The organism is Burkholderia sp. AcTa6-5 (genome assembly GCF_017815075.1).
In the GTDB taxonomy this organism is placed as follows: domain Bacteria; phylum Pseudomonadota; class Gammaproteobacteria; order Burkholderiales; family Burkholderiaceae; genus Burkholderia; species Burkholderia sola.
Genome location: NZ_JAGIQE010000034.1, coordinates 30463 through 50933, shown reverse-complemented (window position 1 = coordinate 50933; position 20471 = coordinate 30463). Strand labels below are relative to the sequence as shown.

21 protein-coding genes and 1 tRNA gene are annotated in these 20471 nt (G+C 67.1%); 18 read left to right on the top strand and 4 right to left on the bottom strand.

Features of this window, described 5'->3' with window-relative positions; all coding sequences use genetic code 11:
* Positions 1-58 precede the first annotated feature (58 nt).
* Positions 59-625, bottom strand: a complete 567-nt coding sequence (locus J8I33_RS30935; RefSeq protein ID WP_126363367.1) for an adenine phosphoribosyltransferase — start codon at positions 623-625, stop codon at positions 59-61.
* A 77-nt stretch (positions 626-702) separates the two neighbouring features.
* Positions 703-2709, bottom strand: coding sequence for a monovalent cation:proton antiporter family protein (locus J8I33_RS30930; protein ID WP_050014889.1), 2007 nt, complete (start codon positions 2707-2709; stop codon positions 703-705).
* A 126-nt stretch (positions 2710-2835) separates the two neighbouring features.
* On the opposite strand from J8I33_RS30930, the gene kdsD reads away from it, so the two are divergent.
* The 11 genes from kdsD to J8I33_RS30875 all read left to right on the top strand — a co-directional run bounded on the left by kdsD (position 2836) and on the right by J8I33_RS30875 (position 12080).
* On the top strand, positions 2836-3819 hold the full coding sequence (gene kdsD, locus J8I33_RS30925; RefSeq protein ID WP_089488829.1) for an arabinose 5-phosphate isomerase KdsD: 984 nt from the start codon (positions 2836-2838) through the stop codon (positions 3817-3819).
* Entirely contained in the window at positions 3819-4355 is a 537-nt protein-coding gene (locus J8I33_RS30920) for an HAD family hydrolase (RefSeq protein WP_050014885.1), read from the top strand. The genes kdsD and J8I33_RS30920 overlap by 1 nt, the downstream gene beginning before the upstream one ends.
* A 3-nt stretch (positions 4356-4358) precedes the next feature.
* Positions 4359-4973: an LPS export ABC transporter periplasmic protein LptC gene (gene lptC / locus J8I33_RS30915; protein WP_012329238.1), complete on the top strand. Its 615-nt coding sequence runs from the start codon at positions 4359-4361 to the stop codon at positions 4971-4973.
* A 20-nt stretch (positions 4974-4993) separates the two neighbouring features.
* Complete coding sequence (gene lptA / locus J8I33_RS30910) at positions 4994-5659, top strand: lipopolysaccharide transport periplasmic protein LptA (RefSeq protein WP_050014883.1); 666 nt, start codon at positions 4994-4996, stop codon at positions 5657-5659.
* The gene (gene lptB, locus J8I33_RS30905) at positions 5656-6432 is read left to right on the top strand and encodes an LPS export ABC transporter ATP-binding protein (RefSeq protein WP_050014881.1); all 777 of its coding nucleotides are present in this window, start codon (positions 5656-5658) and stop codon (positions 6430-6432) included. Before lptA ends, lptB begins: the two co-directional genes overlap by 4 nt.
* A 172-nt stretch (positions 6433-6604) precedes the next feature.
* Entirely contained in the window at positions 6605-8110 is a 1506-nt protein-coding gene (locus J8I33_RS30900; RefSeq protein ID WP_089488830.1) for an RNA polymerase factor sigma-54, read from the top strand.
* A gap of 159 nt (positions 8111-8269) precedes the next feature.
* Positions 8270-8629, top strand: a complete 360-nt coding sequence (gene raiA / locus J8I33_RS30895; RefSeq protein WP_006477786.1) for a ribosome-associated translation inhibitor RaiA — start codon at positions 8270-8272, stop codon at positions 8627-8629.
* 167 nt (positions 8630-8796) lie between these two features.
* Positions 8797-9336, top strand: coding sequence for a PTS sugar transporter subunit IIA (locus tag J8I33_RS30890; RefSeq protein ID WP_209926588.1), 540 nt, complete (start codon positions 8797-8799; stop codon positions 9334-9336).
* A 129-nt stretch (positions 9337-9465) separates the two neighbouring features.
* On the top strand, positions 9466-10434 hold the full coding sequence (hprK, locus tag J8I33_RS30885) for an HPr(Ser) kinase/phosphatase (protein WP_006483133.1): 969 nt from the start codon (positions 9466-9468) through the stop codon (positions 10432-10434).
* A gap of 74 nt (positions 10435-10508) precedes the next feature.
* Complete coding sequence (gene rapZ / locus J8I33_RS30880) at positions 10509-11417, top strand: RNase adapter RapZ (protein WP_050014875.1); 909 nt, start codon at positions 10509-10511, stop codon at positions 11415-11417.
* A 27-nt stretch (positions 11418-11444) separates the two neighbouring features.
* Entirely contained in the window at positions 11445-12080 is a 636-nt protein-coding gene (locus J8I33_RS30875) for an LON peptidase substrate-binding domain-containing protein (RefSeq protein WP_050014873.1), read from the top strand.
* A gap of 104 nt (positions 12081-12184) precedes the next feature.
* Here the strand turns inward: J8I33_RS30875 and mutY are convergent, their stop codons facing one another.
* Complete coding sequence (mutY, locus tag J8I33_RS30870; RefSeq protein ID WP_050014871.1) at positions 12185-13291, bottom strand: A/G-specific adenine glycosylase; 1107 nt, start codon at positions 13289-13291, stop codon at positions 12185-12187.
* Positions 13292-13315: 24 nt separating this feature from the next.
* A complete protein-coding gene (gene mutM / locus J8I33_RS30865) occupies positions 13316-14143 on the bottom strand; it encodes a bifunctional DNA-formamidopyrimidine glycosylase/DNA-(apurinic or apyrimidinic site) lyase (protein WP_050014869.1) in 828 nt (275 codons plus the stop codon).
* A gap of 244 nt (positions 14144-14387) precedes the next feature.
* Here mutM and J8I33_RS30860 point away from each other — a divergent pair, with 244 nt between their 5' ends.
* From J8I33_RS30860 to pth, 7 genes are all read left to right on the top strand, one after another.
* On the top strand, positions 14388-16211 hold the full coding sequence (locus J8I33_RS30860) for a tetratricopeptide repeat protein (RefSeq protein ID WP_209939706.1): 1824 nt from the start codon (positions 14388-14390) through the stop codon (positions 16209-16211).
* The gene (lolB, locus tag J8I33_RS30855) at positions 16211-16831 is read left to right on the top strand and encodes a lipoprotein insertase outer membrane protein LolB (RefSeq protein WP_124593412.1); all 621 of its coding nucleotides are present in this window, start codon (positions 16211-16213) and stop codon (positions 16829-16831) included. Before J8I33_RS30860 ends, lolB begins: the two co-directional genes overlap by 1 nt.
* Before the next feature lie 27 nt (positions 16832-16858).
* Positions 16859-17740 carry a 4-(cytidine 5'-diphospho)-2-C-methyl-D-erythritol kinase gene (gene ispE / locus J8I33_RS30850; RefSeq protein ID WP_050014863.1) on the top strand — a complete coding sequence of 294 codons (882 nt, stop codon included), beginning with the start codon at positions 16859-16861 and terminating at the stop codon, positions 17738-17740.
* A 55-nt stretch (positions 17741-17795) separates the two neighbouring features.
* Positions 17796-17872 (top strand) — tRNA-Gln (locus J8I33_RS30845).
* Between the two features lie 44 nt (positions 17873-17916).
* A complete protein-coding gene (locus J8I33_RS30840) occupies positions 17917-18879 on the top strand; it encodes a ribose-phosphate pyrophosphokinase (protein WP_050014861.1) in 963 nt (320 codons plus the stop codon).
* Between the two features lie 158 nt (positions 18880-19037).
* Positions 19038-19643: a 50S ribosomal protein L25/general stress protein Ctc gene (locus J8I33_RS30835; RefSeq protein ID WP_209939705.1), complete on the top strand. Its 606-nt coding sequence runs from the start codon at positions 19038-19040 to the stop codon at positions 19641-19643.
* 119 nt (positions 19644-19762) lie between these two features.
* Positions 19763-20362, top strand: a complete 600-nt coding sequence (gene pth, locus J8I33_RS30830) for an aminoacyl-tRNA hydrolase (RefSeq protein WP_124593413.1) — start codon at positions 19763-19765, stop codon at positions 20360-20362.
* The last annotated feature ends 109 nt before the right edge of the window (positions 20363-20471 follow it).

The following is a 20471-nucleotide window of genomic DNA, read 5'->3' as shown; positions in this document are numbered from 1 at the left end:
TGAACCAAGCGTGAACCGGGGCAAGCCGGCGCGGCTGGCCCCGGGAGCGGACCGGCGTTCAGTGGCCGGCGAATTCGGTAACGGTATAGACCGGCAGTCCGGCGTCGCGCAGCAGCGTCGAGCCGCCGAGATCGGGCAGGTCGATGATCGCCGCGCCTTCGACGACCACCGCGCCGAGCCGCTGCAGCAGGTTGCGCCCCGCCATCATCGTGCCGCCGGTCGCGATCAGGTCGTCCATGATGATCACGCGGTCGCCGGGCTTGCACGCATCTTCGTGGATCTCGACCGTCGCGCTGCCGTATTCGAGGTCGTACGATTCCGAGCGCGTCTTGTACGGCAGCTTGCCGACCTTGCGGATCGGCACGAAGCCGACGCTCAGCTCGTACGCGACGATCGGCGCGATGATGAAGCCGCGCGCGTCGAGGCCCGCGACGTAGTCGAGCTTCGCGTCGACATAGCGTTCGACGAACAGGTCGACCAGGATGCGCAGCGCCTTCGGGCTCTGCAGCAGCGTCGTGATGTCGCGGAACTGCACGCCCGGCTGCGGCCAGTCGGGCACCGTGCGGATCTGGCTGTGGATGAAGGCGACCGGATCGAGCGGTGCGCCCGACGACGAATGCGGCATGAAACTCTCCGAAAAAAACGGTGCGCGAAGATCGGGCACCGTTTCTGATCAATACGGGTCAGGTTGTGAATCGCGGCTCATGCGGCCGCGGCCGGCGGATCGCGCCGATGGCGCGACAACCGCTCCTCCGCGAGCGCGAGTGCCTCGGGCAGCCCGCGCAGCACCACGATGTCGCTCGCGCGCAGCTTGGTCTGCGGATCGGGTTCGACGCCGCGGATGCCGTGCCGGCGGATCGCCGTGACTTCCAGCCCGAGCGCGTACAGCCCGAGTTCTTCCAGCGAACGCCCGACTGCGTCCGCACGCGCATCGACCGGCACCGATTGTAGCCGCACCTGCTCGTGGTCGTCGTCGTCCGCATCGTCCGCGCCGCGGAAGTAGCCGCGCAGCAGGCTGTAGCGCTCGTCGCGCATCTCCTCGACGCGCCGCACGACCTTGCGCATCGGCACGCCGACCAGCACCAGCGTGTGCGACGCGAGCATCAGGCTGCCCTCGACGATTTCCGGAATCACCTCGGTCGCGCCGGCCGCGAGCAGCTTCTCGAGATCGGCGTCGTCGACGGTGCGCACGATCGCCGGCAGCGTCGGCTCCAGCTCGTGCACGTGATGCAGCACGCGCAGCGCGGACGGCGTGTTCGCGTAGGTGATCGCGACGGCCGCCGCCCGATGGATACCGGCCGCGAGCAGCGATTCACGGCGCGCGGCGTCGCCAAACACGACCGATTCGCCGGCCGTCGCGGCCGCGCTCACGCGATCGGGGTCGAGGTCGAGCGCGACGTACGAAATACCTTCCTGCTCGAGCATGCGCGCGAGGTTCTGCCCGGCACGACCGTAGCCGCAGATGATCACGTGGCCGCGCTGCTTCAGGCTTTGCGTCGCGATCCGCGTCATCTGCAGCGACTGCTGCATCCATTCGGTCGACGACAGCCGCATCACGATGCGGTCGGCGTTCTGAATCAGGAACGGCGCGGCGAGCATCGACAGCAGCATCGACGCGAGGATCGCCTGCAGCAGCGTCGAATCGACGAGATGCCGGTCGAGGATCAGGTTCAGCAGCACGAAGCCGAATTCGCCGGCCTGCGCGAGGCCGATCCCCGTGCGCATCGCGACGCCCGGCGTCGCGCCGAACAGCCGCGCGAGCCCGGCGATCATCGTCGCCTTGAACAGGATCTGCCCGACGAAGAAGCCAAGCACGATCAACGGATGCTCCCAGATCACGCGCGGATCGAGCAGCATCCCCGTCGTCACGAAGAACAGGCCGAGCAGCACGTCGCGGAACGGCTTGATGTCCTCCTCCACCTGATGGCGGAACGGCGTCTCGGAAATGAGCATCCCCGCGATGAACGCGCCGAGCGCGAGCGACAGGCCGAACTTGTCGGTGATGAACGCGGCGCCCAGCGTGACGAGCAGCAGGTTCAGCACGAACAGCTCCTGCGAGCGGCGCCGCGCGACGACGTTGAGCCAGCGCGTCATGAAGCGCTGGCCGATGACGAGCAGCAGCGCGAGCGCGATCACGATCTTGACCGCCGCGACGCCGAGCGTGAGCGCGAGGTCCTTCGACGATTCGGCGCCGAACGCGGCGATCACGATCAGCAGCGGCACGACCGCGAGATCCTGGAACAGCAGCACGCCGAAGATGTTGCGGCCGTGCTCGGTCTCGATCTCGAGCCGCTCGGCAAGCATCTTCGACACGATCGCCGTCGACGACATCGCGAGCGCGCCGCCGAGCGCGATGCTGCCCTGCCATGTGAGATGCTCCCAGCGCTCGAACAGCGCGCCGAGCGCGAGCGCGAGTACCAGCGTCGCGACGACCTGCAGCAGCCCGAGCCCGAACACGAGCCGCTGCATCGACCTCAGCTTCGCCAGCGAGAATTCGAGGCCGATCGAGAACATCAGGAACACCACGCCGAATTCCGCGAGGTGCTCGGCCCGTTCGAGATCCGCCGTGATGCCAAGCGCGTGCGGGCCGACCAGAATGCCGACGGTCAGGTAGCCGAGCATCGGCGGCAGGTTCAACGAGCGGAATACGACGACGCCCACCACCGAGGCCAGCAGCAGCAGCAGGGTCATTTCGAGCGGGGAAATCACGGGCGAAGCGTCCTCGTTCGTCGGGGCCACGGCAATGCGGGCGCGGGGTGGTGGCGGTGGACAGGCTGCTTCGGACGAGTCCGAAGGCGCGGCGCGGCGAACAAACGCCTTTGCTATACTCCGCGCATGATAGCGAAAATCAATGATGATCGGGCGCTCGCGCTCGCCCGCGACGTGCTCGACATCGAGGCGGACGCCGTGCGCGCGCTGCGCGACCAGCTCGACGGCGGCTTCGTCGAGGCCGTGGCGCTGCTGCTCGGCTGCCGCGGCCGCGTCGTGGTCTCCGGGATCGGCAAATCGGGGCATATCGCCCGCAAGATCGCAGCCACGCTGGCCAGCACCGGTACGCCGGCCTTCTTTGTCCACCCTGCCGAGGCCAGCCACGGCGACCTCGGGATGGTCACCTCCGACGACGTCTTCATCGGCATCTCCTATTCCGGCGAATCGGAAGAACTCGTCGCGATCCTGCCGCTCGTGAAGCGGATCGGCGCGAAGCTGATCGCGATCACGGGCCGCGCGGGGTCGAGCCTCGGCACGCTCGCCGACGTGCACCTGAACGCCGCGGTGTCGAAGGAAGCGTGCCCGCTGAACCTCGCGCCCACCGCAAGCACGACCGCCGCGCTCGCGCTCGGCGACGCACTCGCCGTCGCCGTGCTCGACGCGCGCGGCTTCGGTTCGGAAGATTTCGCGCGCTCACATCCGGGCGGCGCGCTCGGCCGGCGCCTGCTCACCTACGTACGCGACGTGATGCGCTCGGGCGACGACGTCCCGTCCGTCGGGCTCGATGCGACGCTGTCGGACGCGCTGTTCCAGATCACCGCGAAGCGCCTCGGCATGACGGCCGTGGTCGACGCCGACGGCAAGGTCGCCGGCATCTTCACCGACGGCGACCTGCGCCGCGTGCTCGCCCGCGACGGCGACTTCCGCACGCTGCCGATCACCGAAGTGATGACGCGCAACCCGCGCACGATCGCGCCGGATCATCTGGCCGTCGAGGCCGTGGAACTGATGGAGCGCCACCGGATCAACCAGATGCTGGTCGTCGATGCCGACGGCGCGCTGATCGGCGCGCTGAACATGCACGACCTGTTTTCGAAGAAGGTGATCTGATGAGCGCAGCGCTGACTGCGGCCGAACGCGCGAGCCGCGTGAAGCTGATGATTTTCGACGTCGACGGCGTGCTGACCGACGGCGGCCTGCTGTTTACCGCGGCCGGCGACGCGATGAAGTCGTTCAATTCGCTCGACGGCCACGGCGTGAAGCTGCTCGGCGAAGCCGGCATCGCGACCGCGATCATCACGGGCCGCCGCTCGGAGATCGTCGCGGCGCGCGCGAAGGAAATGAAGATCGCGCACCTGTTCCAGGGCGTCGAGAACAAGCTCGCCGTGTTCGCCGACCTGATCGCGTCGCTCGGCCTGACGGCCGACGCATGCGGCTACATGGGCGACGACTGGCCCGACCTGCCGGTGCTGCTGCGCTGCGGCTTCGCGACGGCCCCCGCGAACGCGCACCCCGAGGTGATCGCCCGCGCGCACTGGGTCGCCGAGGCCCGCGGCGGCCACGGCGCCGTGCGCGAGGTCTGCGATGCGATCCTGCGCGCGCAGCGCCGCTACGACGCGCTGCTCGCCGCCGCCTGCGGAGCCTGACCGATGAGCACGCATTTCCGCTGGACCCAGATGCTGCCGCTCGCCGCGGTCGCCGCGCTCGCGGGCGTCACCTGGTGGCTGCTGCAGGCCACGCTGCCGCCGCCCGGCGAGGGCGTCGCGCAGCCGAAACGCCACACGCCCGACTATTTCGCGGACAACTTCTCGGTCACCGAGCTCGACCAGACCGGCACGACCCAGTACCGGCTGACGGCCGCGAAGCTGGTTCATTACGAAGACACGGAAGGCAGCGACCTGACCGATCCGGCCATGCGCGCGTTCCAGCCCGGCAAGCCGGTCGTGACGACCACCGCGAAGCGCGGCACCGTCAACGGCGACGTGTCGATCGTCGATTTGTACGACGATGCGCGCATCCTGCGCGCGGCCGGCGGCGGCGATCCGCAGATGCAGGCCGATTCGCAGCATTTCCGGATCTTCGTCAATGACGATGTGATCCAGACCGAAAAGCCGGTTAAACTTCAGCGCGGCCTGTCGCTCGTCAACGCGACCGACGGCATGAAGTACAACAACGTCACCCGGGTCATCGAGCTTTACGGCAACGTGCGCGGCACGATTGCCGCGGCGGACACGTCCGGCGGCTCGAAAGGTCAACCCAAGTGACGCATCCCTCACGTGACTGCATGAACGAACCGTTCCCTCGACTGATTTCCGGCGGCGCTGCGCGCGCCGTCCGCGCCGCGCTCGCCGCGACGCTCGTGGCGCTCCCGCTCGTCGGGCTGGCGCCGCTCGCCCATGCCGAGAAGGCCGACCAGAACAAGCCGATCAACGTCGAGGCCGACAACCTGACCTACGACGACCTGAAGCAGGTCACGGTCGCGACCGGCAACGTCGTGATCACGAAGGGCACGATCATCATCAAGGGCGATCGCGTCGAAGTGCGCCAGGACCCGGAAGGCTATCAGTACGCGACGTCGTTCGGCAGCGGCAAGAAGCACGCGACGTTCCGCCAGAAGCGCGAAGGCCTCGACGAATACATCGACGGCGACGCCGAGCGCATCGACTACGACGGCAAGCAGGACCTGACCACGCTGACCACCGCCGCGACCGTGCGCCGCCTGCAGGGCACGTCGACGGTCGCCGACACCGTGCACGGCAGCGTGATCACGTACGACGGCCAGCGCGACTTCTACACCGCGAAGGGCGGCAAGGACGTCGCGGCGCCGGGCAACCCGAACGGCCGCGTGCGCGCGATGCTGTCGCCGAAGAACGGCGGCCCCGCGCCGCTGAACGGCGCGCCGGCCAAGCTGTCGCCGTCGACCACGATCCAGGGAGCACCGGGCCAATGAACGCGCTTCCGAACCGCCAGCCGGCCGGCACGACGAGTTCGCTCGTCGTCCGCAACCTGAAGAAGCGCTATGGCTCGCGCACGGTCGTCAAGGACGTGTCGCTCGACGTGAAGAGCGGCGAAGTCGTCGGCCTGCTCGGCCCGAACGGCGCCGGCAAGACCACGTCGTTCTACATGATCGTCGGCCTCGTGCCGACGGACGCGGGCGAGATCTCGCTGAACGGCAGCTCGATCGGCCTGCTGCCGATCCACAAGCGCGCATCGCTCGGCCTGTCGTACCTGCCGCAGGAAGCGTCCGTGTTCCGCAAGCTGACCGTCGAGGAAAACATCCGCGCGGTGCTCGAGCTGCAGTACGGCGAGGACGGCAAGCGCCTGTCGAAGGACGCGATTTCGTCGCGCACCGAAGCGCTGCTCGACGAGCTGCAGATCGGCCACCTGCGCGAGAACCCCGCGCTGTCGCTGTCGGGCGGCGAACGGCGCCGCGTCGAAATCGCACGCGCGCTCGCGACCAACCCGAACTTCATCCTGCTCGACGAACCGTTCGCCGGCGTCGACCCGATCGCGGTGCTCGAGATCCAGAAGATCGTCAAGTTCCTGAAGCAGCGCAACATCGGCGTGCTGATCACGGACCACAACGTCCGCGAAACGCTCGGCATCTGCGACCACGCGTACATCATCAGCGACGGGTCGGTGCTGGCCGCCGGCGCGCCGAGCGAAATCATCGAAAACGAAAGCGTGCGCCGCGTGTACCTCGGCGAACACTTCCGCATGTAACGTCCTCCTCGTGGCTGGCTGCACCCCGCCCGGCATCGCCGCGCGGGGCTGCGCCCCGCTTTGCATCCACGCCCGCGGCCCTGCCCGCGGCCGGGCGGCGCGCCGCGCGTAATCGCGGATGGCTCAATGCGCCTGGGTCGTGGCAAACTGCCGGTATGACTCCCTCCTTGCCATGAAAGCCAGCCTTCAACTCCGCCTGTCGCAACATCTTGCGCTGACGCCTCAGCTGCAGCAGTCGATCCGGCTCCTGCAGTTGTCGACGCTCGAATTGCAGCAGGAAGTCGCGATGGCCGTCGCGCAGAATCCGCTGCTCGAGAACGACGACGAATGGATCGCCAGCCCGCTGCGCGTCGCGGCGGACGGATCGCTGATCGCGCAGACGCCGCCCGCACAGAACACCGAGCCGGCCGCGACGAACGGCAGCAGCACGTCCAGCGACCGCGCCGAGCGCGACGAGCCGGCCGGCGCCGACGAATACGACGGTTACGGGTCCGGCGACGGCAACGACGGCCCGCAGTGGAACCTCGACGAATACGGCCGCTCGAGCGGCGCGTCCGACGACGACGACCTGCCGCCGCTGCAGGTGCAGGAAGCCGCGACGTCGCTGCGCGACCACCTCGCCGCGCAGTTGCGCGTCACGCAGGCCGGCCCGCGCGATCGCGCGCTCGTGATGTTCCTGATCGAATCGCTCGACGACGACGGCTACCTGACCGCCACGCTCGACGAAGTGCTCGCCGACCTGCCGCCCGAACTGGAAATCGACTGCGACGAACTGAATGCGGCGCTCGCGCTGCTGCACAGCTTCGACCCGGCCGGCGTCGGCGCGCGCTCGGCGTCCGAATGCCTGAAGCTGCAGCTGCTGCGCCTCGATCCGTCCCCCACGCGTACGCTCGCGCTGGAGATCGTGTCGCAGCATCTCGAGCTGCTCGCCGCACGCGACTTCACCCGGTTGCGCAAGCACCTGAAGGCGAGCGACGACGCGCTGCGCGACGCGCATGCGCTGATCCGCTCGCTGGAGCCGTTCCCCGGCGCCGCGTACGGCAAGGCCGAGGCCGACTACGTCGTGCCCGACATCATCGTGAAGAAGGCCGGCCAGGGCTGGCTCGCGGAGCTCAATCCGGAGGTCGTGCCGCGCCTGCGGATCAACAACCTGTACGCGAACATCCTGCGCAACAGCCGCGGCGATCCGTCGGCCGGATCGCTGAAACAGCAGCTCCAGGAAGCGCGCTGGCTGATCAAGAATATCCAGCAGCGATTCGACACGATCCTGCGTGTCGCGCAGGCTATTGTCGAGCGTCAAAAGAACTTCTTTGCGCACGGTGAAATTGCCATGCGCCCCTTGGTTTTGCGGGAAATAGCTGATACGCTGGGCCTACACGAGTCGACTGTCAGCCGTGTGACAACCGGGAAGTACATGCTGACCCCGTTCGGGACGCTTGAATTTAAGTACTTCTTCGGATCTCACGTCTCGACCGACACCGGTGGCGCCGCGTCGTCGACCGCCATCCGAGCCCTCATCAAGCAACTGATAGGAGCTGAAGACCCAAAATCGCCACTTTCGGACAGCCGCATTGCCGAGCTGCTGGCAGAACAGGGTTTCGTGGTCGCGCGCCGCACGGTTGCGAAATATCGCGAAGCCCTCAAGATCCCGGCAGTGAATCTGCGCAAGTCTCTTTAAGCCTGCTGCCTGCCCGGCGGCAGGCGTGTCCCGACCACCGCGCACACGGGGAACAGGCCGGGCGACCTGTCCGCGATACGCCGCCTTCGTGCGGCACGGGCAAGTCGACCGGAGCGCCGCCTCGATGCGGCCGGGTGGTCACTCGCTTGGAGAAGCACTATGAACCTGAAGATCAGTGGACATCATCTCGAAGTCACGCCTGCCATTCGCGAATACGTGATCACCAAGCTGGACCGGGTGCTACGGCATAGCGATCAGGTGATCGATGGCACTGTGATCCTCTCGGTCGACAACCACAAGGAAAAGGACAAGCAGCAGCGCGCGGAAATCAACCTGCACCTGAAGGGCAAGGACATCTTCGTCGAAAGCGCGAACGGCAACCTGTATGCCGCGATCGATCTGTTGATCGACAAGCTGGATCGCCAGGTCGTCAAGCACATGGAGCGCCTGCAAACGCATGCGCACGATCCGATCAAGCTGCAGCCGTCGATCGACCAGATCGAACTGCCGCCGCAATAACCGTCACCGCAACACGCACGCCGCCCGGTTCGCCGGGCGTTTTTTTTGCCACGCCGAGCACAGGTGCAACCGGTCCGTCCGTGCTGCGCCACGCACGCGGCTGTGCTCTATAATGTTCCGGTTATCGCCGGGGGGTGTTGGATGCGGTAGCGGCGTTGCAGGTTGCCATGCCACATGCCTTGATATCGCCGAACATGGTAAATCAGTCCGCCGCCGCAAGGAGACCCCAGGCCGCCCAATCGCCTGCCAACATGAATCGCCTAGCCAAAATCCTGCCCATAGAGAACGTCGTCATCGACCTCTCGGTCACCAGCAAGAAACGCGTCTTCGAACAAGCCGGGCTGATGTTCGAGAATCAGAACGGCATCGGTCGCAGCACCGTCACGGACAACCTGTTCGCGCGCGAGCGCCTCGGTTCGACCGGGCTCGGCGAAGGTGTCGCGATTCCGCACGGCCGCATCAAGGGCCTCAAGCATCCGCTCGCCGCGTTCGTCCGCCTCGCCGATGCGATCCCGTTCGAAGCGCCCGACGGCCAGCCTGTCGGCCTCCTGATCTTCCTGCTCGTCCCCGAGCAAGCCACCCAGCAGCACCTCGAGATCCTGTCGGAAATCGCGCAACTGCTGTCCGATCGCGACGCGCGCGAGCGTCTGCACAACGAAACGGATATCGCCGAGTTGCATCGCCTGCTCACTCAGTGGCAACCTTGAGTTGTTCCGGGCGGAATATTTCCCCGTACGAGGCGGCACGCGCCGCCGTCCAGGGCCGCCCGGCGCCGGCCCGGCATGGCGACGTCCGTCGCCGCGCGCCCGCACCGGCCCATTGGAGTGACGAGAGTCATGGATACGTCCAGCATCAACGCCCAGAGCATCTTCGACGACAACGCAGCGACGCTGAAACTGAGCTGGCTGACGGGGCATGAAGGCTGGGAACGCGGCTTTTCGGCCGACACGGTCGGCAACGCAACGTCCAGCGCCGACCTCGTCGGCCACCTGAACCTGATCCACCCGAACCGGATCCAGGTGCTCGGCGAAGCCGAAATCGACTACTACCAGCGCCAGACCGACGAAGACCGCTCGCGCCACATGGCCGAGCTGATCGCACTCGAACCGCCGTTCCTCGTCGTCGCCGGCGGCGCCGCGGCGCCGCCCGAGCTGGTGCTGCGCTGCACGCGCTCGTCCACGCCGCTGTTCACGACGCCGATGTCGGCCGCCGCGGTGATCGACAGCCTGCGGCTCTACATGTCGCGCATCCTCGCGCCGCGCGCGACGCTGCACGGCGTGTTCCTCGACATCCTCGGGATGGGCGTGCTGCTGACCGGCGATTCGGGTCTCGGCAAGAGCGAGCTCGGCCTCGAGCTGATCAGCCGCGGCCATGGCCTCGTCGCCGACGACGCGGTCGATTTCGTCCGTCTTGGCCCCGATTTCGTCGAAGGGCGCTGCCCGCCGCTGCTGCAGAACCTGCTCGAAGTGCGCGGCCTCGGCCTGCTCGACATCAAGACGATCTTCGGCGAAACCGCGGTGCGGCGGAAAATGAAGCTGAAGCTGATCGTCCAGCTCGTGCGGCGCCCCGACGGCGAATTCCAGCGCTTGCCGCTCGAAAGCCAGACCGTCGACGTGCTCGGCTTGCCGATCAGCAAGGTCACGATCCAGGTCGCAGCCGGCCGCAACCTCGCGGTGCTCGTCGAGGCGGCCGTCCGGAACACGATCCTGCAGTTGCGCGGAATCGACACGTTGCGCGATTTCATGGATCGGCAACGACTCGCGATGCAGGACCCCGACAGTCAGTTCCCCGGCAAACTGGTGTAACCCGCACGCGCCGGCCGCGCAACGCCGACGCGTCGAGCCGGTGCTATGATGAAACGTCAGGATTCTCTGTTCCCATGCGCATCGTCCTCATCACCGGCATCTCCGGCTCAGGCAAGTCCGTCGCGCTGAACGCGCTCGAAGACGCAGGCTATTACTGCGTCGACAACCTGCCGCCGCACGTGCTCCCCGAACTCGCCCGCTACCTCGCGCAGGACGGCCAGCGCCGGCTCGCGGTCGCGATCGACGCGCGCTCGAGCGCGTCGCTCGACGAAATGCCCGGCCTGATCCGCGAGCTGTCCCGCGAGCACGACGTGCGCGTGCTGTTCCTCAACGCGAGCACCCAGGCGCTGATCCAGCGCTTCTCCGAAACGCGCCGCCGCCATCCGCTGTCCGGCTCGCGGTCGCACGATGCGGACGTCGGCCTGCTGTCGTCGCTCGAGGAAGCGATCGAGCGCGAGCGCGAGCTCGTCGCACCGCTCGCCGAATTCGGCCATCAGATCGACACCAGCACGCTGCGCGCGAACGCACTGCGCACCTGGGTCAAGCGCTTCATCGAGCAGAAGAACAACGACCTGATGGTGATGTTCGAATCGTTCGGCTTCAAGCGCGGCGTGCCGCTCGACGCCGACCTGATGTTCGACGTGCGCGCGCTGCCGAACCCGTACTACGACCACGAGCTGCGCCCGCTCACCGGGCTCGACCAGCCGGTCATCGCCTTTCTCGACGCACTGCCGATCGTCCACCAGATGATCGACGACATCCATGCGTTCCTGATGAAATGGCTGCCGCACTTCCGCGACGACAACCGCAGCTATCTGACCGTCGCCATCGGCTGCACGGGCGGCCAGCATCGCTCGGTGTTCATCGCGGAAACGCTCGCCGCGCGCCTCGCGCGCGACGCGAACGTGATCGTGCGGCATCGTGACGCGCCAGTGGATGTCGACGCGTCGTCGCGGCTCGTCTCCGAGGTCGACCGACCCTAGCGACACCCGCCCCCACGCCCGCGCGCCATGTCCTCCCTATCGACCACCCTGATCGACCTGCCGCTGTTTCCGCTGCACACGGTGCTGTTTCCCGGAGGGCTGCTCCCGCTCAAGGTGTTCGAGGCGCGCTATCTCGACATGTCGCGCGCCTGCCTGCGCGACGACGCACCGTTCGGCGTGTGCCTGCTCAAGAGCGGGCCCGAAGTCGCGCAGGATGGCGCGGTGTCGGTGCCCGAGACCATCGGCTGCATGGCGCGCATCACCGAGTGCGATACCGGCGAATTCGGGATGCTGTATCTGCAGGCGGTCGGCACGCAGCGTTTCGAGCTGCTGTCGTATCGCGTCGAAGGCAACGGGCTGCTGGTCGGCATCGCGGAGCCGCTGCCCGACGACATCCCGCTCGAAGGCGAACAGGCGCTCGCGCAGTTCGGCTCGTGCGCCGAGGTGCTCGAGCGCATCATCGACGCGCTGAAGAAATCCGATCCGCAGAAAATGCCGTTCGGCGAACCGTTCCGCCTCGACGATCCGAGCTGGGTAGCGAATCGCCTCGCGGAACTGCTGCCGCTCGACCTGCGCGCGCGGCAGAAGCTGATGGAGTTTCCGGACGTCGGCGCGCGCATCGACGCCGTGCACCACGTGCTCGACCGGCACGGCTGGCTGTAGCGACCGCTCGCGCATCGCGCGTCGCGCCCACCCGAAGGGCTTTCCTGCGTGCGGCAACGCCGCGCCTTCCCGAACGCGGCCCGCGCCGCGCCCTTCCCCGTTCGTTACAGCAGCGGCCCGCTCAGCGCATCGAGCAGCTTGCGCACGGGCGCCGGCACGCCGTACGCGTCGAGCCGGCTCAGCGGCACCCACGCTGTGTCCGCGTCCCGCGCCTGCGACGGCAGGCCGCCGCCGTCCGCCAGATCGCTCAGCCGCGGCTCGATCTCGAGCCGGAAATGCGTGAACGTATGCGTGAGCGGCGCGAGCGGCACCGTGCCGCCGCCGCCGAAGCCGCGCGCGAGATCCGCGAGCGCGGCATCGCCGTCCGCTTGCGGCAGGCTCCACAGGCCGCCCCAGATGCCGGTCGGCGGCCGTCGCTCGAGCAGCACGGCGTCGCCGTCGCGCAGCACGAGCATCCACGTCTTGCGCGTCGGCACGGCCTTCTTCGGCCGCGCGGCCGGCAGTTCGCGCTGGCGGCCGGTCGATTGCGCGACGCAGTCGCCCGCGAACGGGCAGCGCGCGCAGTCGGGCTTGCCGCGCACGCACAGCGTCGCGCCCAGATCCATCAGCCCCTGCGTGTACGCGCTCACGTCGGCCGCGTTCGCGGCATCGGGCAGCAGCGATTCGGCGAGCGCCCACATGTCGTTCTCGACCCGCTTCTCGCCCGGAAAGCCCTCGACGCCGAATACCCGCGCGAGCACGCGCTTCACGTTGCCGTCGAGGATCGTCGCGCGCGCGCCGTATGCAAACGACGCGATCGCGGCAGCCGTCGAGCGGCCGATGCCGGGCAGTTCGGCCAGCGCGTCGGGCGTCGCCGGAAACGCGCCGCCGTGCTCGGCGACGACGACCTGCGCGCAGCGGTGCAGGTTGCGCGCGCGCGAGTAGTAGCCGAGCCCCGCCCACAGCGCCATCACGTCGTCGGTCGGCGCGGCCGCGAGCGCGGCGACGTCGGGGTAGCGGTCGAGAAAACGCGTGTAATACGGGATGACGGTCGACACCTGCGTCTGCTGCAGCATGATTTCCGACAGCCAGATCCGGTACGGATCGCGGGTGTTCTGCCAGGGCAGGTCATGGCGGCCATGCTCGCGCTGCCACGCGACGAGACGCGTGGCGAACGTGCGGTGCAGCGGCGTGACGGGGAACGGAGCGGGGGCGATGCGGGGCGGCTTCAAGTTGTCTGATCGTGGAAAAGGGTTTCAACGCTGGCACGTCGGGCAGAAATAGGTCGACCGCTGGCCCTGCACGATCTGGCGGATCGATGTGCCGCAGACGCGGCACGGCTGGCCGGCGCGATCGTAGACGAAGCAGTCGAGCTGGAAGTAGCCGCTTTCGCCGTTGCTGCCGACGAAATCGCGCAACGTGCTGCCGCCGCGCTCGATCGCGTCGGCGAGCGTCGCGCGCACCGCATCGGCCAGCCGCTCGTAGCGCGGCAGCGACACCTTGCCGGCGGCCGTCGTCGGCCGGATGCCGGCGCGAAACAGGCTCTCCGACGCATAGATGTTGCCGACGCCGACGACCATGTCGCCCGCGAGCAGCGCCTGCTTGACCGACACCGTGCGGCCGCGCGTGCGCGCATGCAGCAGCGCGCCGGTGAACGCCGGCGAGAACGGCTCGACGCCGAGGCTCGCGAGCAGCGGATGCGCATGCACGTCGCCGGCTTCGCGCGGGTGCCACAGCACGGCGCCGAAGCGGCGCGGATCGCGGAACCGCAGCACGAATTCGTCGAAGATCCAGTCGATGTGATCGTGCTTCGCGGCGACCGGCACGCCGGCCGCGGGCAGCACGCGCAGCGTGCCGGTCATCCCGAGATGGACGATGAACCAGCCCGCATCGACTTCGAACAGCAGGTACTTGCCGCGGCGCTCGACGGCGAGCACCTCGCGCGCGCGCAACTGCTCGGCGAGTCCCGCCGGCACGGGCCAGCGCAGCATCGCGGTACGGACGTCGACACGCTCGACGCGGCGGCCCGCGACAAAGGGCTCGATGCCCCGGCGCGTGACTTCGACTTCTGGCAACTCTGGCATGTTTTGCGGGTCTGAGGCTACGGTCTGCTTACATGGGGAACGCGCATGCGCCGCCGCGAACGGCCGTTCTCGCGGCGACCCCGAATTAAACACGGGAATGCCCGAAATCGCCGGCCTGGCAGCACGCGAGGCGGGCGATTTCGGGCATTCGCATGGGGATTCCGCAGGTAAGCGGACCCTATCACGATCGTGCGTGTATTGTAGCGAGCGCGTTACAATCGGTTGAAACATCGAACGGATTTCCATGACTCTGCCCTCGAAGCTGCTTCAGAAGCGCCCCGCCGCCGTGCGCGGCGCGCGCGCCTTCCCGGTCCGCCGTGCACTCGGTGCCGCGCTGTTTGCCGCCTGGACCCTCACCGCCTTTCCGGCCCACGCGCAGGCTCCGGCATCGGACGACGCGGAGCCGCAGGGTGCGTTCGAGCATGTGATGCCGGACGAGCAGAAGAATCTCCCCGGCGTGCCGCTGACGAGCCAGATCGTCTATCAGGTGCTCGCGGCCGAGGTCGCGCTCCAGCGCAACCAGCCGGCACCGGCGTACCAGACCTACCTCGCGCTTGCCCGCGACACGCGCGATCCGCGCATGGCGCAGCGCGCGACCGAAATCGCGCTCGGCGCGCAGAGCCCGGCCGACGCACTGTCCGCCGCGAACCTGTGGCGTCAGTACGCGCCGGATTCGAACCGCGCGTCGCAGGTCGACGCCGCGCTGCTGGTGCTCGCCGGCAAGCCGGCCGACGCGCAGCCGATGCTCGCGCGCGAGCTGGCCCGCGCGACCGGCGACACGCGCGGCCCGGCGATCCTTGCGCTGCAGGCGCTGCTCGTGCGCGGCCCCGACCGCGTCGGCGGCCTCGCGGTGCTGAAGGACATGCTGAAGAACGACATGAATCGCCCCGAGGCGCAGCTCGCGATCGCGCGGCAGCAGCTCGCGGTCGACGACAAGGACGGCGCCGCGCAATCGCTGAAGCAGGCGCTGCAGATCCGCCCCGACTACCTGCCGGCGGCGCTGATGCTGTCGCAGATGGGGCCGGCGGAGCGCGCGGCGGGCATCGCGTCGTTCGAGAAGTATGTTCAGCAGAATCCGAAGTCGCGCGACGCGCGGCTCGCGCTGTCGCAGCTCTATCTCGCCGACGATCGCCTCGACGACGCGCAGAAGCAGTTCGAGACGATGCGCAAGCTCGACGCGAAGGATCCGACGCCGCTGATGGCGCTCGCGCTGATCAAGATCCAGCAGAAGAAACTCGACGAGGCGACCGGCTACCTGAAGCAGTACGTGCAGCTCGGCGACAAGCAGCCGAACCTCGACGTCGGCCAGGGCTACATCTACCTCGCGCAGATCGCGATCGACCAGAACAACGACGCGCAGGCGTCGCAATGGCTCGACAAGGTCGACCAGACGAGCCAGCACTACCTGCCCGCGCAGATCACGCGTGCGCAACTGCTGCAGAAACAGGGCAAGACCGACGAGGCGCGCAAGGTGCTCGACAACCTGCCGATCTCCGATCCGCGCGACGCGGCCGTGGTCGCGCGCACCGATGCGTCGATCCTGTTCACCGCGAAGCGCTATCCGGAAGCGGAAGCGCGGCTCGGGCAAGCGGTCCAGGACTTCCCGGACGATCCCGACCTGCGCTACGACTACGCGATGGCGGCCGAAAAGACCGGCCACTACGCGACGATGGAAAAGCAGTTGCGCGAGCTGATCCGTACGCAGCCCGACAACCCGCAGGCCTACAACGCGCTCGGCTATTCGCTCGCCGACCGCAACCAGCGCCTGCCCGAGGCCAGCAAGCTGATCGACAAGGCGATGACGCTCGCGCCGAACGACGCGTACATCATGGACAGCCTCGGCTGGGTGAAGTACCGGATGGGCGACACGGCCGGCGCGACGAAGGTGCTGCAGCGTGCATACGAACTGCAGCCGAACGCCGAGATCGGCGCGCATCTCGGCGAAGTGCTGTGGAAGAGCGGCGCGCAGGACGACGCGCGCAGCGCGTTGCGTGCCGCGCAGAAGCTCGAGCCCGACAACGAAACGCTCGTGCAGACGCTCAAACGCCTGCAGATCAACGGCCTCTGATGCGGATGTTCCCGATGTTTTCCCGGTTCTCCCGCGCGCAGCGCATGCTGGCCGCAGCCGGCGCGGCGCTTGCGCTCGCCGGCTGCGCGAGCACGCCGCCGTCGGCCAACGCGCCGACGGGCGCCGCGCTGCAGACAGCGGCGACGCATGCGTACCATGGCCGCTTCGCGGTGCGGTACGACGATCGTCTCGGCAACCCGCAGAACGTGTACGGCAACTTCGACTGGCAGGAGCACGGCGACGACGTGTCGCTCGAGCTGCGCAGCCCGCTCGGCCAGACGCTCGCGGTCGTGAAATCGTCCCCGCGCGCGGCGTCGCTCGAATTGCCGAACCGCCCGACCCAATATGCGCCCGACGTCGGCGACCTGATGCAGAAAACGCTCGGCTTCGAGCTGCCGCTCGCGGGGCTGCGCTATTGGCTGCTGCCGACCGCCGCGCCCGCGACGCCCGCGGAAACCGTGCGCGACCCGGCCGACGGCACGCGCATCAAGCAGTTGCACCAGGACGGCTGGACGATCGACTACCTTGCCTACGCGGATGCCCCGGCCACGGGCGTCAAACGCGTCAACCTCGTGCGCGCGACGCCGCCGCTCGACATCAAGCTCGTGCTCGATCAGTGAGCACGCGCGCCTAGCCCCGATACCCGCATGACCGATTCGACCCGCTCGCTGCGCAACTGCCTGGCGCCCGCGAAACTCAACCTGTTCCTGCACATCACCGGCCGTCGTCCGAACGGCTATCACGATCTGCAGAGCGTATTCCAGCTGCTGAACTGGGGCGATACGCTGCACTTCACGCGGCGCGACGACGGCCGCGTCGCACGCGTCACCGACGTGCCCGGCGTGCCCGAGGAAAGCGATCTCGTCGTGCGCGCGGCGAACCTGCTGAAAGCGCATACGGGCACCGCGCACGGCGTCGACATCGAGATCGACAAGATCCTGCCGATGGGCGCCGGCCTCGGCGGCGGCAGTTCCGACGCGGCGACGACGCTGCTCGCGCTGAACCGCCTGTGGCAACTCGATGTGCCGCGCGCCGAACTCCAGTCGCTCGCGGTCAAACTCGGCGCTGACGTCCCGTTTTTTATTTTCGGAAAAAATGCGTTCGCAGAGGGTATCGGAGAAGAATTAGCTGAGGTACAATTGCCGACTCGCTGGTTCTTGGTTGTGACGCCACGCGTTCATGTCCCGACCGCTGAAATATTTTCAGATGAGTTGTTGACAAGAGATACGAAGCCCGTCACAATTGCTGACTTTCTTGCACAGCAAACCAGCGATGCGGAATGGCCAGACAGCTTCGGCCGGAACGATATGCAGGAAGTTGTAACAAGGAAGTACGCGGAAGTTGCGCAGGTGGTCAAATGGTTGTATGATGTGACCCCCGCGAGGATGACCGGCTCCGGAGCAAGCGTGTTTGCAGCGTTTCACAGCAAGCACGAGGCAGAAGCGGCGAAAGCCAAGCTGCCCGCCAGTTGGAACGGCGCAGTTGCCGAGAGTCTGAACGAGCATCCGCTCTTCGCTTTCGCGTCATGAAGTTTTACTTTGCCGAACGGCCTACACAAGTTCGGTGAAGTTATCAGTTAAGTGTAGGGGAGTCGCCAAGTTGGTCAAGGCACCGGATTTTGATTCCGGCATGCGAGGGTTCGAGTCCTTCCTCCCCTGCCAAAAATTTTCCCGCATTTCCCGCCCAAGCCTGAAGCAGGTGCACGATGAGCAGCCACAGCCATGATGGCCTGATGGTCTTTACTGGCAACGCGAATCCCGCGCTCGCCCAGGAAGTCGTCAGTATCCTTGGTATTCCCCTCGGCAAAGCGATGGTCAGCCGTTTCTCCGACGGCGAGATCCAGGTCGAGATCCAGGAAAACGTGCGCGGCAAGGACGTCTTCGTCCTGCAATCCACGTGCGCACCGGCGAACGACAATCTGATGGAACTGATGATCATGGTCGATGCGCTCAAGCGCGCATCCGCCGGCCGGATCACCGCTGCCATCCCCTACTTCGGCTATGCCCGTCAGGATCGCCGCCCGCGTTCGGCGCGCGTCGCGATCTCGGCGAAGATCGTCGCGAACATGCTGGAAATCGCCGGCGTCGAGCGGATCATCACGATGGATCTGCACGCCGACCAGATTCAGGGCTTCTTCGACATCCCGGTCGACAACATCTACGCGACGCCGATCCTTCTGGGCGACCTGCGCAAGCAGAACTATTCGGATCTGCTCGTCGTGTCGCCGGACGTCGGCGGCGTGGTGCGTGCCCGGGCGCTCGCGAAGCAGCTGAACTGCGATCTCGCGATCATCGACAAGCGTCGTCCGAAGGCGAACGTCGCCGAAGTGATGAACATCATCGGTGAAGTCGAAGGCCGCACCTGCGTGATCATGGACGACATGGTCGATACGGCCGGCACGCTGTGCAAGGCCGCCCAAGTGCTGAAGGATCGCGGCGCGAAGCAGGTTTTTGCCTATGCGACGCATCCGGTGCTGTCGGGCGGCGCCGCAGATCGCATCGCCGCATCGGCACTCGACGAGCTGGTCGTCACCGATACGATCCCGCTGTCGGCCGAATCGCTGGCATGCTCGAAGATCCGCTCGCTGACGAGCGCGAGCCTGCTGGCCGAGACGTTCTCGCGGATTCGCCGCGGCGATTCGGTGATGTCGCTGTTCGCGGAATCCTGATCGCGAATCGACGGAACAAAGCATGCGCGGAAAGCGAAGCGGCAACGCTTCGCTTTTTGCACAATCGGACGGGATAGACGAAACCCCGGCCGTTTCATCGGGGGCCGCTTGATGGCCCCGTTTTACTGCCTGGTCGCGGGCAGCACATGGAGAATCACATGAAAGTCGTCGCTTTCGAGCGCCAACAGCAAGGTACGGGTGCGAGCCGCCGCCTGCGCAACGCCGGTAAGACCGCGGGTATCGTCTACGGTGGCGAAGCAGCCCCGCAAAAGATCGAACTGGATCACAACGCGCTGTGGCATGCACTGAAGAAGGAAGCCTTCCACTCGTCGATCCTCGACCTGGAAGTCGCTGGCCAGTCGCAACAGGTTCTGCTGCGCGACGTGCAATACCACCCATTCAAGCAACTCGTGCTGCACGTGGACTTCCAACGCGTCGACGCGAAGAAGAAGCTGCACACGAAGGCACCGCTGCACTTCCTGAACGCAGAAGTCAGCCCGGCCGTGAAGCTGTCGAGCGCGATCGTTTCGCACGTCGCGACGGAAATCGAAATCGAGTGCCTGCCGGCTGACCTGCCGGAGTTCCTCGAAGTCGACCTGTCGAAGATCGAAGCCGGTCAATCGCTGCACGCGAAGGACATCGCGCTGCCGAAGGGCGTCGCGCTGGTCGCGCACGTCGACGCGGAAAACCCGGTCATCGCTTCGGCGACGGTCCCGGCGGGTGCCGTGTCGGACGCAGCAGAAGGCGAAACGCCGGCTGCCTAAGCGGCTGCCTGCACGCCCCATCGATCCGTTTCACGAAACGGTCGACGCAACCCGCCGCGGCTTGCCCGGCGGGTTTTTCTTTTTTGCGCCCAGGCGGCGGCCGCCGCCTTCGAAACGTCATGATCAAACTGATCGTCGGCCTCGGCAATCCCGGGGCGGAATACACCGCGACGCGCCACAACGCCGGTTTCTGGCTGATCGACCAGCTCGCCCGCGAAGCCGGCACGACGCTGCGCGACGAGCGCCGCTTCCACGGCTTTTACGCGAAAGCGCGCCTGCACGGCGAGGAAGTCCATCTGCTCGAGCCGCAGACCTACATGAACCGCTCCGGCCAGTCGGTCGTCGCGCTCGCGCAATTCTTCAAGATCCTGCCCGACCAGATCCTCGTCGCGCACGACGAACTCGACCTGCCGCCCGGCACCGTGAAGCTGAAGCTCGGCGGCGGCAGCGGCGGCCACAACGGCCTGAAGGACATCACCGCGCACCTGTCGTCGCAGCAATACTGGCGGCTGCGGATCGGCATCGGCCATCCGCGCGACCTGATTCCGGAAAGCGCGCGCGCCGGCGCGAAGCCCGACGTCGCGAACTTCGTGCTGAAACCGCCGCGCCGCGAGGAACAAGACGTGATCGACGCATCGATCGAACGCGCGCTCGCCGTGATGCCGATGGTCGTCAAGGGCGAACTCGAACGCGCGACGATGCAGCTGCATCGCAACTGACCGCACCGCGCACCGGCCCGGTGCATCGGCCGTCCGGCGCCATCCGGCGGCCTCGCCTGCCCCACCGCGACGCGCACATGCGGTAATCTGGACGTTTTGCCCGACAGGA

What these genes read in the sequence shown, in the direction of transcription:
- kdsD (WP_089488829.1), top strand. Translation starts at nt 2,836, where the DNA reads ATGATAGCGAAAATCAATGATGATCGGGCGCTCGCGCTCGCCCGCGAC.
- J8I33_RS30920 (WP_050014885.1), top strand. Translation starts at nt 3,819, where the DNA reads ATGAGCGCAGCGCTGACTGCGGCCGAACGCGCGAGCCGCGTGAAGCTG.
- J8I33_RS30890 (WP_209926588.1), top strand. Translation starts at nt 8,797, where the DNA reads ATGCCACATGCCTTGATATCGCCGAACATGGTAAATCAGTCCGCCGCC.
- mutM (WP_050014869.1), bottom strand. Translation starts at nt 14,143, where the DNA reads ATGCCAGAGTTGCCAGAAGTCGAAGTCACGCGCCGGGGCATCGAGCCC.
- J8I33_RS30835 (WP_209939705.1), top strand. Translation starts at nt 19,038, where the DNA reads ATGAAAGTCGTCGCTTTCGAGCGCCAACAGCAAGGTACGGGTGCGAGC.
- hprK (WP_006483133.1), top strand. Translation starts at nt 9,466, where the DNA reads ATGGATACGTCCAGCATCAACGCCCAGAGCATCTTCGACGACAACGCA.
- lptC (WP_012329238.1), top strand. Translation starts at nt 4,359, where the DNA reads ATGAGCACGCATTTCCGCTGGACCCAGATGCTGCCGCTCGCCGCGGTC.
- lolB (WP_124593412.1), top strand. Translation starts at nt 16,211, where the DNA reads ATGCGGATGTTCCCGATGTTTTCCCGGTTCTCCCGCGCGCAGCGCATG.
- lptB (WP_050014881.1), top strand. Translation starts at nt 5,656, where the DNA reads ATGAACGCGCTTCCGAACCGCCAGCCGGCCGGCACGACGAGTTCGCTC.
- pth (WP_124593413.1), top strand. Translation starts at nt 19,763, where the DNA reads ATGATCAAACTGATCGTCGGCCTCGGCAATCCCGGGGCGGAATACACC.
- lptA (WP_050014883.1), top strand. Translation starts at nt 4,994, where the DNA reads ATGAACGAACCGTTCCCTCGACTGATTTCCGGCGGCGCTGCGCGCGCC.
- ispE (WP_050014863.1), top strand. Translation starts at nt 16,859, where the DNA reads ATGACCGATTCGACCCGCTCGCTGCGCAACTGCCTGGCGCCCGCGAAA.
- rapZ (WP_050014875.1), top strand. Translation starts at nt 10,509, where the DNA reads ATGCGCATCGTCCTCATCACCGGCATCTCCGGCTCAGGCAAGTCCGTC.
- J8I33_RS30875 (WP_050014873.1), top strand. Translation starts at nt 11,445, where the DNA reads ATGTCCTCCCTATCGACCACCCTGATCGACCTGCCGCTGTTTCCGCTG.
- J8I33_RS30900 (WP_089488830.1), top strand. Translation starts at nt 6,605, where the DNA reads ATGAAAGCCAGCCTTCAACTCCGCCTGTCGCAACATCTTGCGCTGACG.
- J8I33_RS30860 (WP_209939706.1), top strand. Translation starts at nt 14,388, where the DNA reads ATGACTCTGCCCTCGAAGCTGCTTCAGAAGCGCCCCGCCGCCGTGCGC.
- J8I33_RS30840 (WP_050014861.1), top strand. Translation starts at nt 17,917, where the DNA reads ATGAGCAGCCACAGCCATGATGGCCTGATGGTCTTTACTGGCAACGCG.
- J8I33_RS30935 (WP_126363367.1), bottom strand. Translation starts at nt 625, where the DNA reads ATGCCGCATTCGTCGTCGGGCGCACCGCTCGATCCGGTCGCCTTCATC.
- raiA (WP_006477786.1), top strand. Translation starts at nt 8,270, where the DNA reads ATGAACCTGAAGATCAGTGGACATCATCTCGAAGTCACGCCTGCCATT.